Raw genomic sequence first — 12,674 nt, 5'->3', positions numbered from 1 at the left:
TATTAGACAACAGATGGTTAGCCCGATGTGTGCAACGATTAGGTCAATTATACTTAATCCTGAGTAATTTAGTCAAGATTAAAGTGTGGTCGAACGGTTAATAGAGCTTATCGCTATGATTGATAAAAACAATGACGTGTGACATGTACTTATAAACCAGTAGTAGAGTTGATTATATATACAGATTATAAAAAGCTTGTTAAATGATGGGTAGTGATAAGGTAGCTAGCGATAAAGGTGTGGAGTAGAGAGGAGGGTGCTATACATAAGGATTTAATACTACTTCGAGTATTAAATCCTTATGTATAGCTAGTACTAAGTATATAAGTGTTGAGAGTGCTCTTGATTAGCGCTAGTTCACAAGTAGAGCAATGACTGAGCCGATCATAATGACAAGCGCTACGACGGTCACAACCACTAAGGTTTTTTGCTTACTTTGTAGCTCTTTTACCGTGGTCTCAAGCTCGCGGTTTTTGATGGTCAATGTATTAATTTGAGTTTGTTGTTCTTTGATGCGCTGCTTGTAATTATCTTTTTTCTCTGCCATTTCAGCATCGGTCGGTTTGGTTTTGCCTTTACCGCCTTTTATTTTTCTGATCAAACCCTGAATCAGGCTGCCAAGACCAAGCTGTATAATGAACTGCTTGACCAGTTGCACTTGTAGAGATTCACCGCGCATTTGTAATTTTTCGGTTGTTTCTCTGTCATGAGTCGTGATGGCATTGATGACCTGAATACTATAAGCGTTGATGACAACATCAGGCTCGCTACGTCCAACAGGTAGCTGAGCATCCAATAACACACCTTTGGTGCTAAAAGTAGCAAACACTTCTACATGAGGTAGGTACAAACGTAGTGCCACAACGGTACCTTGCTTAGCAAGTGGATAAGCGGCTTTACGCAGTTCAGGATCTAAACGCAACAATAGTGTTAGCGCTGACTCTATGAACACCAGAATAATATTAAGAAGAGAGTGAGACAACGTAGAACGCTTCATGCAAGTAATCCATTTTTTTATTTAGCAAATTGAACATCAGTGAACTTAAGTTTATCTGTATACAGAATTTGCAGTGATATTTCGTTTATAGTAACGCCTTTATAATAAAAAGTAACGCTAGTTTCTGTCAGTGGCAAAATTATTACAGTACAATTTAGCAGTCAATAAAGACACTACTATTTATGACTGGCAGTGCACAGACACCGTCTGACAATCGTTTCAAAGCATAAATAAATATGCAGGGTGGTTAGATAGGATAAAGTAACCTGCCTGAATACAGGTTGCAGATGTTTTGCGTAACATTGGGTGTCAAATACGTAGTATATCGCACAAAAATATGTAAAATCGCTTGCGCTCCTTATGCTGCCTTGATATAAAGACGATAACAAAGTGAAACCTGTTAATACGCCAGTCAGGTAGTTTTTATTGCGTAAGTACCATGAGAGCGTTACAATGCTTGGCGTGAGCGTTTATTACCCCCATAAACTTGAAGGAAATTTTATGAATAAGTCAGAATTAATTGATAGCATCGCGGACAAAAGTGGTCTAAATAAGACTCAAGCTGGTGATGCTTTGAATGCTGTAATGGAAAGTGTTGGCGAAGCTTTAGAAGCTGGCGATAGCATCTCTCTAGTTGGTTTCGGTACTTTTAGCGTAAAAGATCGCAAAGCGCGCACGGGCCGTAACCCAAAAACTGGTGAAGAGCTAAGCATCCCAGCAAGCAAAGTACCAAGCTTCAAAGCTGGCAAAAACCTAAAAGAGCGCTTGAACTAAGACGCCCTGTAGCAAATGGGTGCTTTGGCTGATGTCATAAGCTAAGCACCAAGAAAGCACCTAATATTTAGGTGCTTTTTTTGTCGCTATAGTTTGCATCATATAACGTGAATAATACGATGTGAATATTTTGAGTATAGATGAAAAATCACGTATCATAGGGCGCGCGATAGATGCGTTGTTCAAGTAAGGTTTGCTATTCAGCCTTATTTTGTTTTATAACATGCAGACGTTCTTCTTTTTTGCCATTGCCGGCTTAGATAGCATTGATATTGGCAGGTTGCATTTATTGGCTCCTAGCGGTATTACAATGGTTTTTCATCAATATAGGTTAATAAAGCAGAGATAACTATGGATAAATTGCGCGATTTCTTAAAAAGCTGGCCGGGTCGCATTTTATTGATTTTATGCCTATCGCCACTTGCCTTATTGGGTGTCGAAAGCTATTTTGGCGGTGGAGTTGATCCCAATCAAGTCGCTCAGGTAGGTGAGGCAAGCGTAGGGTTGTCCGAGTATCAGACTGCCGTCAATAACCGTCGTAGCGAAATACTCGAGCAAGTTGATGATGCCAGTTTATTAAATGAAGACGTACTGCATGAACAAGTGCTAAAAGGTCTGATTGACCGTACCCTGTTAGAGCAGCAGGCGGGCAAGCTTGGCATGACAGTCTCTGATGATACGATCAATCGTCTACTGCGCGAAGAAGATATATTTAAAGACGCGGATGGCAATTTTTCTAATGACCAGTTTTCAAACTTCTTGCGTCAACGTGGTATGACCAAAAACCAGTTGTTTGCAGAGTTTCGTAATCAGCTAAGTTTGGATCAGTTGAATGCCAGTATCGTAGGGACAGCGGTATATCCCATGCAGGCGGTTAGTCAGCTAATTGACTTGCAACTAGAGTCACGCAATGTCTGGATACACCGTTTTAACTGGCAAGACTACGCAGATCAGGTCAAGCTCAGCAAAGCCGACATCCAAACGTACTATGATGCCAACAAAGACACATTAAAAAGTGCGGCGATGGTCAATTTGGCTTACATCCAGCTTAGTCCGCAGACCATCAAAGTCGATGAGATAACCTCAGAAGAATTACAGCAGCAGTATGAAGCGTATAAGCAAAGTATTGCTGCTACTGACGAGCGCCGAGTGAGCCAAATTCTATTGACGGGTGATGACGCTAAGACACGAGCAGACAAAATCAAAGCGCGCTTAGCGAAAGGCGAGTCTTTTGCTGCTGTGGCCAAAACAGAATCAGATGACCCTTCAGGAGAAACAGGCGGTGATATCGGTCGATTCAACCCTTCTGTATTTGGTAGTGATGCTGATACGGTTCAGAACGCTTTAGAAGGATTGAGCGTCGGTGATGTGACCGCACCTATCAAAACCAGCTTTGGCTATCAGATATTTACAGTTACCGAAGACAATGGTGAAAAAATACCGAGTCTTGAGAGTATGCGTGAAGAGCTAACAGCAAAAGCGAAAGAATATAAGCGTCAAGAGATTTATGCGGACAAAGTAACGTCGATTAATGATTTGGCAGCAGATGGTTTTAGTATCGAAGATATAGCACAGCAAGAGAATGTGACGCTAAAAAACATCAAAGATTACCGCAAACAAAACAACAGCTCAGTCCTGTCGCAACCAGCAGTAGTCAAACAGGCTTTTGATGAATTTACGATTCAAGATCAAGCAGTAACAGCTGGTATAGAAGTCGGTAATGGTACGGTATGGGTACAACCAACCAACTATCGTCCTACCAAGACGCTTGCTCTGAGTGCTGCTACACCAAGAATCACTCAGATATTACGTCAGCAAAGAGCCACAGCATTGGCACTAAAAGAAGCCAAGGCGGTAGCTGCTGGTATCAAAACATCAGGCGATATCTCTAAGCAGTCTGTAAGCTTACGAGCATTGGGTGAGATAAACCGTCAGACGACACTGCTAACAGACAAAGAGCGCGGCTTGGCTTTTAGCAAGCAAGCTACTGATGGTAAAGTGGTAGCCCTTGCTAGTGAGACTGAGCTTGGTGCAACGCTGTTGGTGGGTGATCGCATCCAAACTGAGCAACAGTCACCACTGTCTGATATGCAACGAGCGCAGACCGCTAGCATCATTCGTGACAATTTGGGTCAAGATCAGTTGCAAGACTACTTAGATTATCTGCGTCTGATGTATCAGGTTGAGATCAATGAATCTAATATGGCTAATGCGCAAGGGCGCTAAGCGTTTATCCTGTTACTAAAAAAAAGCATTGACCGAAAAAAAGCCACTGTAACGTTACAGTGGCTTTTTTTTGGATAGCATTTTTATTCAGATTGATCATAAATAGCAGTCATAATATTCAACTGCTATTTATGTCAGTCTATAAAACGACATGACAGCCTAATGACGGAAATGACGCATACCTGTAAATACCATCGCAATACCATGCTCGTTGGCGGCAGCAATGGTCTCGTTGTCACGCATAGAGCCGCCTGGCTGAATGATAGCAGAGATACCCACTTCGGCAGCGTTATCGATACCGTCACGGAAAGGGAAGAAGGCATCTGAGGCCATGACCGCACCTTCAGTAGCTAATCCAGCATGTTCTGCTTTGATAGCAGCGATACGTGCTGAGTTGACGCGGCTCATTTGACCTGCACCAACCCCGATAGTACGTTGACCTTTGGCATAAACAATAGCATTAGATTTGACATATTTTGCGACGTTCCAGCTGAACAACAGATCTGCCACTTGTGCTTCAGTTGGCTGGACATCAGTCACGATTTTTAGATCGTTTGCGGTAATCAAACCAAGGTCTTGCTCTTGTACCAGCAGACCACCATTGACGCGCTTATAGTCTAGCTGACTATCACGTTGATCTGGTGCTGGTAGCTCGCCGCATACCAATACGCGTACGTTCTTCTTAGTCGCTGTCGCTTCAAGCACACCGTCTTCAATGCTAGGCGCAATGATGACTTCTACAAATTGATTGTCAATGATGGCCTTTGCAGCAGCAAGAGTTAATGGACGGTTGAATGCAATGATACCGCCAAAAGAAGACTCAGGGTCAGTGCTAAAAGCAGTGCGATAAGCTGCTACTTGATCATTATCAACTGCAACACCGCAAGGGTTGGCATGCTTGACGATTACGCAAGCAGGGGCACTAAAGGCTTTTACGCATTCAAGGGCAGCGTCAGTATCGGCAATATTGTTATATGATAGCGCCTTACCTTGCAACTGCTTAGCTGTAGCGATAGAGGCCTGCTGGCTTTTTAGGGGTTGGTTTTCAGTATAAAATGCCGCGTTTTGATGCGGGTTCTCACCATAGCGTAGGTCTTGTGCTTTTTCTAGCTGTACATTGAATGTACGTGAGAAGTTTTCTGGCTCTTGTGTCTCATTGACACGGCTACCTAAGAAATTGGCAATCATACCGTCATACTGTGCGGTATGCTCAAAGGCTTTGACTGCCAAATCGTAGCGTAGCGCAGCTGTTAGCTCAGTGGTACCATCTAAAGCATCAATTACGCGATCATAGTCGGCAGGGTCAGTTACGATACCGACATGAGCGTGATTCTTTGCCGCTGAACGTACCATAGTAGGGCCGCCAATATCGATGTTTTCGATAGCGTCGTTCATAGTCACGTCAGCGCGAGCAATCGTCTCAGCAAATGGATATAAGTTTACGACCACCAAATCAATACGTTCGATGGCATGGTCACTCATAATCGCATCGTCTGTTCCACGACGACCCAAAATACCACCATGGATTTTAGGGTGCAGTGTCTTTACACGACCATCCATCATTTCAGGAAAGCCGGTGTAGTCTGAAACTTCCGTCACAGCAACATTGTTTTCTGTAAGTAGGCGATAAGTACCGCCAGTAGAGAGTAAGCCAAAACCTGCTTTGATAAGGCCTTTAGCAAACTCAACGATATTGGATTTATCAGAGACCGAGAGTAGGGCAAGTGGGGTTGTACTCATAAAAAATCTTCCATAAAAAAAGCCTGACGTAAACGTCTGGCAAGGTGGTGATGACAATGAGCATAAACTCTATCGTGATAGATAAAGCTATGAATATTCAATTGCCATGCATGATAATTAGCGACGATGAGTAAGCTCATATAGCAGTGCTACATTAAGTCGTAGGTTTTGAGTTTTTTGCGTAAAGTACCCCGATTCAGACCCAATATTTGCGCACACTTGGTTTGATTGCCACGAGTCTTTTCGAGAACCACAGATAAAAGAGGCTCCTCAACCTGTTTTAAGATCAGTTCGTATAGGTCGGTCGGCATCTCGTCACCTAGCATTGCAAAGTATTGACGTACCACACGCTCAACATGTACATGCAGAGGTTGTTGTACGCTACTCGCAGCACTATCTAAAGAGCGCGAAAAATCATGAGTAGAGGAGTGATAGTCTTCTTTATTATAGTCGGCAGGATGCTCAGAGCTTTTAGCAAAATGGTGGGCATTATGCTGTGCATGAGGTGCCATAAGATAATATCCTTGAAATGAAAAAAGTGTCAAACCATAAGATGTCAGAATAATAGTATATCAAATTAATATCTTTTAACGCTGACAGATTAATGGCTATCTTGATTATAACGATACGCATCGAGAGTAAGTATGGTGCATATCACCTATGAAAAATATTTATGCTGATACCAATAAAAATCAATAAAGTGGTGTCATGGTAACTTCACGGATCTGTCTGTCGTCAACGGGTATAGTAAACAGCAGACGTTTTTTATCGTTAGCGGGTAGCTGGCTTTGTTTACCCAATAAGTAATCGGTGGGCGCTGCAATAAACTCCCCGATAAGGCTATCGGCGCCATAAACGCTGACTTTTATACTTGGATAGAGCTGAGCTTGTGTGCTTTGGTTGTTAAGTGTCGCACTTATATCGCTAAATGTACCCGCTGTCTTTATTTGGCTGGCTCTATGATTTGGAGTAGTGATAGTAAAAGCAGTCAAGTCTGCACTTGGTAAGCTGCACGCTGCAACAGAGCATACGGCTTGCAACCTTTTGGCATTGGTAGGATTCTTGACTAAAGTCTCTAAATTAAACATAACATATTGTGCAGCAAGTAAGAGCGCCAATACCAAGCACCCGAGTATCCAAAGTATAGAGGCGATCGAAAGTGCTGCTGATGTGGGCGCAAAATGTGCCTGTGCTATTTTTGCACGTTCTGCGGCAGAGATTTCTTCATCTCTAATAGGAACACCCATATCTATTAGTAGCTGTGATAAATCTGTGTCGTTTATTGGCTTTTCGTCGCGTTTACTTTGCTCGTCAAGAAGTGCCTCAAGCCATGAGTTGTCAGTTGTATCATCTACACTGGCGTGAATGTCATTGGCGGCTGCAGAACTGAGGACTTCTTGTGCTATCGAGGAAGACTCTGGTACCACATGTGTCGTAGCAGGTTTTGCCATTGGATCGTTATTTTTATGTTTAATATCAGAGGGCGAGTGTTGCCCAGTAGCTGATGTTTCTGTAGTAGAAGGTGTGTTGCTGACTTGGGTCAGCCAAGCATCCATACTATCTAAAGAGGCATATTCTGTAGGATTATCGTCTGGCTCATCAATATCCATATCATCGTAGATAAGATCATCATGAATGAGAGTGTCAGATGAACGTTTTTGATTGAGTGACGGTTTAGTATTAGGACGTTTTGCTTTGGTATTTTGAATTGCTGAGGTATCAGAAGTTACGACGAGGTTCTTGTTGACCAAAAAACTTTGATGACACTGATCACAGCTGACGGTAGCATTGACTTTATTTAGCTGAGTTTGTTGAATATTAAAGTAAGCTTGGCAATGAGGGCACTGAGTTTTTATAGGGGTGGTCATAGGGCCGAATCCAAAAAAGTATGGTTATCAATACCGCATCGCCACTCACCAACAGCTACCTACAGTGCTCTTAAGATTATATCAATCATGAGCAAAGACAGAGTGGCGTCAAACACCTAACGTTTGACTGCCCTCTATCGTAACAGATGTAATTAAATGTTGCTAGCTAGTAAATGTACCAGATAAACGCTGCCAATGTTGGTCTTCTTGAGCGGTAAAAGCATGTTTAGGATCGAGGGTAAAATAGGGCTGATAAGCGGCCATAACTTGCTCAGTTTGTGACTCAATCAAGCCTGCTAAAACAATACGGCCCTTTGGTGCAATCAAGGTTGAGAAGTAAGGCGCCAAGCCAATTAAAGGTTTTGCTAGGATATTTGCGACGATGACTTCTACAGGTAAGATATTGTTTTGCGAACAGTGTTCAGTAAACGCTTCTGGCAAAAACGCTTGCAGACGGTCACCCACATGATTGCGTACCGCGTTTTGGTTGGTCGCGAGCACCGCTTGCGGGTCGATATCAACTGCATATACTTGGCGTGCACCCAATAATAAAGCAGCGATACCTAAAATACCTGAGCCACAACCGTAATCGATGACCACTTTATCTGTCAAATCTTGCTCTGTCAGCCAATCAAGGCAGAGACGAGTTGTAGCATGGTAACCGGTACCAAAAGCTAATCCTGGATCCATGATGATATTTGTCGCCTGAGGGTTAGGCGGCGTTAGCCAGTCTGGCACAATCCATAAGTCATTGGCACATTCAATAGGATGATAGTTGCTCATCCATTCGCGCTCCCAGTCTTTGTCATCAACGGCCGTTAGCCAAATGCGGGTCGCTTGTACTTGTGCTGCGATTTCATGACTGAGCTGCTCAACAGCCTGACGGCTACCAGAATCAGTGGTCGCGTCAAATAAACCAGTCAATATCACCTCATCCCACAGTGGGGATTCGCCTGGTAGTGGTTCAAACAAAGGCTGATCACCTGCATCATCTAGGGCAATTGATAGAGCGCCGGCCTCTAATAAAAGCGCTTCGGCCAAATCGACGTTTGATTTTTCACATTGTAAGTGCAGTTGTTGCCATGCCATAAAGATAACCTTAAGCTAAAATAATAAATGTGTATTTTGAATGAAAGACAGATATTTGGTGTCGAAAGTGGGACGCCAAATATCTGTCAAATAATAATGCGAAGTTTTATAGGTTTCTGAGTAGATACCTATCAGTTAGATACCTGTCTACAGTTAGATACCTGTCTATTAACTAGCTACCTGCCTATCAGCGCAAAGCTCGCCTTGCTTCATTGATAACGCGTGAATTACCTTGGGCTTGACCTGATTGTAAGATAATTTGCCACAGTGCCCGTCTGCGATTGGTATCTTGTGACACACTAAGACCGCGCCGCGCCATTGCTTCTGCCTTGCGAGGTTGGTTCTTTTTTAGGGCGACTTGGGCCAAATAGAAATATACGGCGGATGATTTAGGTGCCAAACGCTGTGCACGAGTAAAGCTGTTTTCGGCGTTGGTCAGCTGGCCGGCTTTTAGCTGATTGATACCGACCTGCATCAAGTTACGAAATGCAGGCAATGTACTGTTGCTGCTGGTCGATTGTTGCGCCCGTTGTTGCGAGTTTTTTCGTGCCTGCTCCAGTAACTCGTTGTGGGAGGGTGCTGATGGCTCAGAGATTATATAGTCATTACGCGAGGGTACGGCAACGCCTAGGTCAGGCTCTGTCGTTACTGGAGTAGAGGGCTCAAATACAGGCGCCTCTTGCGTCAATGGGTTTGGCGACTCGAGCTGCTCAGGTGGGATATAAGGCTCAACTGGATACTCATTTTCATCATCTACGTCAACAATGGGCGCCTGGGTGATGATTGCTGTGCTTGTAACTGGCGGCTGTGATGATGGGATTGTCTGTATCGGTACTGTGTTTGTCGCAGTCGTCGACGTACTGGGTACGGTCTGACAAGCGCTGAGACTCAGCATGCCGGCTAAGGCACCACCTACAAGCAAAGTGTTGGCTGACATCAGCTTTTGGCGCCACTGAGTCACTTCTTCTTTAACAATGGCAAATTGCTGTAAAGATGGGATCATGTCGAGACCTTTTTTAAATATTAAAAGCTAAATATCAAAAATAACGTTAGAACCATTCAACAGCACGGTCGTACCAAGTATCAGCGCGTTCTTCGTTACCATTGTCTTGCTCATTGCTGTTTTCTGAATCCGTGTTCTCAACTGCTTCACCATTTGGAATCTCTAAACCTTCACGGCGACGCTGCTGATTGATGGCACCTTGCTGGTTCTGGAATTGCGTTTGCTCACGGGCACGATCTTGTTGGTACAAACTCAGCGCACAGCTACTGGCTTCTTCTGGTAGATACGCGGACATGACTGGTAAATAGCGCGCATTGGCACAGCGCTCATTAGACAGCTTGCCTGAGTTGTTCTCTAACCACAACCATTCTATACCTTCTGGTTCTGGTAACGCTACAGGGGTGAGTTTTAGACGATTCATGTAGTCAACCCAGACAGGAAGCGCACCAGTACCACCGCTCAGGCCAATAGGTTTATTGTCATCACGGCCAACCCAAACCACACTGACATAGTTGCCACTGTAGCCTGCAAACCAAGCATCACGGTAATCATTCGTCGTTCCCGTTTTACCCGCAAGGTTTAGATTGCTACCAAGCGACTGGGCACGTCTGGCGGTACCGTTTGAAACCACCTGCTGTAGCGCATAGTTCGTCAAAAAGTTGGTCTCAGGTGGAATGCTACGCTGAGTATTCAATCCAGTACGCTGCAAAATGCGGCCACGATCATCGATAACCGTACGAATACTATGAATAGGGGTACGGAAACCACCAGTGGCAAAGACCTGATAAATACCCAGCATATCCATCGGGCTAAGATTGACAGAACCTAACAGCGCTGACGGGTACGGTGGTATCTCTTCTTCAACTCCCATGCGGCGTAGTTGTTTGGCAAAGGTATCAACCCCAAATTCCATACCCAGACGTACCGCAGATTGGTTATAAGATTGCGATAATCCTGTGGTAAAAGGTACATAGCCATGATCACGGTTGTCATAGTTTTTGGGATTCCAGTCGGTACCATCGCTTAGGTTCACTGTGATAGGGGAGTCATCCACTGAGCTTGCCAAGTTATAGCGACCACTCTCAAGCGCTGTCATATAAATAATAGGCTTCAATAAAGAACCAACTTGGCGTTTGGCATCAACAGCACGGTTGAATCCTGTGAACTCACTGCCACTACCGACGACAGAAACCAGTTCACCAGTCTCCGGGTTGGCACTGACGAGCGCCCCTTGCAAGTCTTTAGTTTTGCTACCGCTACGGCGCAGTTCACCAAGTTTCTTATCAACTGCTTTATCTGCTGCTAATTGCGCGATAGGGTCTAAGGTGCTGATAATAATGAGACCTTCGTTTTTGAGATCGTCTGAATAGTAAACAGTATTAAGCTCGCGTTTAACGATATCCAAAAAGTCAGGGAACTGGCTTTTGCCTTCGGCAGGCTTGTCCACGATACCAAGAGGCTGCTCTAAGGCTTTGTCGTAATCCTCTTGACTCAGTGTGCCCACTGTGAGCATGTTGTTAAGTACCACATCACGGCGTGCTTTCGAATCATTTGGGTTGCGGCGAGGGTTATAAATACTTGGTCCCTTTGCCATACCGACTAGCATGGCTTGCTGATCTAAGCGCAGTTCATTGAGCGGTTTGTCAAAATAAAACTGTGCGGCCAATCCAAAACCGTTAATAGAGCGGTTGCCGTTTTGACCCAAATAAATCTCATTCAAATATGTTTGTAGGATCTCATCTTTGCTGTAATGCAGTTCAAGCAATACTGCCATTAACGCTTCGTTGGCTTTGCGCTTTATGGTGCGATCTGAGTTGAGGTAAAAGTTCTTGATAAGCTGCTGGGTAATGGTTGAGCCGCCCTGTCTTGCGCCACCAGAAAAGTTATTGTAAACAGCACGAGCGATACCACGTATCGAGACGCCTTTATGCTCATAAAATGCGCGATCTTCGGTGGCAATCAAAGCGTCAATCAATGGCTGAGGCACTTCATCTAACGACACCACCATTCGATCTTCGTTACTATCAGGATATATGCCACCGATATTCACTGGCTCTAGACGTATGATGCCGCTTTTGGCAGGTACGGTACTTTGAATAGAGTCCACTTTATTATTAGCAATCGTCATTTTGATGACTTGCTCAGCATCTTTGTCGCTGGAGCTATAAGTAAAGCCGCGTGTATGGATAAAATAAGTATTGCCTGATCTATGGTAAGTACCAGTGCGATCGTAAGCTTTATTGCTCTGATAATTAAGCAATTCTAGCCACGTCTTCATCGTATCTCTATCGACGTTGGCGCCTTGATACAGCTCAAGTGGTTGCGAGTATACTTTGGCTGGAATATCCCAACGCTTACCTTCAAACTTATGGGTAATGGTGCGATCAAGTTTGATCAGGTACAGGGCCAAGAGCACCATGCCTGCGATGATAACAATTAATAGAAGGCTACTAAACACCAAGCCGCGCTGCTGTGAAGGTAATGTACTCATAGCAGGCTTAGATGATGGAGCTGACTTAGTATTTAATAACTTAAAATTGGATTTTTGCACGGACGTCGCACCATTTTTGGATAAAAAACTGCCTCATAATGACGCAAATTGATGAATTTTTCAATCTATCATCGTCAACGGGCGCATTCATTGGTATCAGAGCAGTGCTGATGTTACTGCCTAGGGTGATTGCTTGTAGTATAATCTTAACTGAAACACTGGTAAGAGCAGTGAGGTATGAGCAACTTGTATAGCATTGATAAACGTATATAGGATAACAATTTATTATTGCTGCAACGATGTAATTTGTATGAAACAGCCTTTGGGTTTTGTTTTTACAATCAGCCTTCTGCTGTTTAGTTTGTGCTAACAGTAGCAATATCAATATCAATTAATAGCAGTCTCGATTAATAGCAGTCGCAATCAATAGTAATCTTAACGAGTAGCAACTCCAATTAGTAACAGTTTCAACCAGTAGTAATGTCA

At 43.8% G+C, this 12,674-nt stretch carries 9 protein-coding genes; 2 read left to right on the top strand and 7 right to left on the bottom strand.

Annotated features, from left to right (window positions below; genetic code table 11):
* Window positions 1-352: 352 nt before the first annotated feature.
* Window positions 353-997 carry a hypothetical protein gene (locus tag ACTXGL_RS01985; protein WP_443524496.1) on the bottom strand — a complete coding sequence of 215 codons (645 nt, stop codon included), beginning with the start codon at window positions 995-997 and terminating at the stop codon, window positions 353-355.
* A gap of 453 nt (window positions 998-1,450) precedes the next feature.
* On the opposite strand from ACTXGL_RS01985, the gene ACTXGL_RS01980 reads away from it, so the two are divergent.
* Together ACTXGL_RS01980 and ACTXGL_RS01975 are read left to right on the top strand one after the other, a co-directional pair.
* The gene (locus ACTXGL_RS01980; protein ID WP_443524836.1) at window positions 1,451-1,771 is read left to right on the top strand and encodes an HU family DNA-binding protein; all 321 of its coding nucleotides are present in this window, start codon (window positions 1,451-1,453) and stop codon (window positions 1,769-1,771) included.
* A 351-nt stretch (window positions 1,772-2,122) separates the two neighbouring features.
* Window positions 2,123-3,997, top strand: a complete 1,875-nt coding sequence (locus ACTXGL_RS01975) for a SurA N-terminal domain-containing protein (protein ID WP_443524495.1) — start codon at window positions 2,123-2,125, stop codon at window positions 3,995-3,997.
* 159 nt (window positions 3,998-4,156) lie between these two features.
* On the opposite strand, the gene purH is transcribed toward ACTXGL_RS01975, so the two are convergent.
* From purH to mrcB, 6 genes are all read right to left on the bottom strand, one after another.
* Complete coding sequence (purH, locus tag ACTXGL_RS01970) at window positions 4,157-5,737, bottom strand: bifunctional phosphoribosylaminoimidazolecarboxamide formyltransferase/IMP cyclohydrolase (RefSeq protein ID WP_443524493.1); 1,581 nt, start codon at window positions 5,735-5,737, stop codon at window positions 4,157-4,159.
* A gap of 149 nt (window positions 5,738-5,886) precedes the next feature.
* On the bottom strand, window positions 5,887-6,249 hold the full coding sequence (gene fis, locus ACTXGL_RS01965) for a DNA-binding transcriptional regulator Fis (protein WP_443524491.1): 363 nt from the start codon (window positions 6,247-6,249) through the stop codon (window positions 5,887-5,889).
* 180 nt (window positions 6,250-6,429) lie between these two features.
* A complete protein-coding gene (locus ACTXGL_RS01960) occupies window positions 6,430-7,605 on the bottom strand; it encodes a DUF3426 domain-containing protein (protein ID WP_443524490.1) in 1,176 nt (391 codons plus the stop codon).
* Between the two features lie 162 nt (window positions 7,606-7,767).
* The gene (gene prmA, locus ACTXGL_RS01955) at window positions 7,768-8,694 is read right to left on the bottom strand and encodes a 50S ribosomal protein L11 methyltransferase (RefSeq protein WP_443524489.1); all 927 of its coding nucleotides are present in this window, start codon (window positions 8,692-8,694) and stop codon (window positions 7,768-7,770) included.
* 187 nt (window positions 8,695-8,881) lie between these two features.
* Entirely contained in the window at window positions 8,882-9,697 is an 816-nt protein-coding gene (locus ACTXGL_RS01950) for a tetratricopeptide repeat protein (RefSeq protein WP_443524488.1), read from the bottom strand.
* 46 nt (window positions 9,698-9,743) lie between these two features.
* Window positions 9,744-12,188: a penicillin-binding protein 1B gene (gene mrcB, locus ACTXGL_RS01945; protein WP_443524487.1), complete on the bottom strand. Its 2,445-nt coding sequence runs from the start codon at window positions 12,186-12,188 to the stop codon at window positions 9,744-9,746.
* Window positions 12,189-12,674: the final 486 nt, after the last annotated feature.

The organism is Psychrobacter sp. T6-6 (assembly GCF_052258185.1).
Classification (GTDB): Bacteria; Pseudomonadota; Gammaproteobacteria; order Pseudomonadales; family Moraxellaceae; genus Psychrobacter.
The sequence above is the reverse complement of the archived record's forward strand: the minus strand, read 5'-3'. Positions and strand labels throughout refer to the sequence as shown.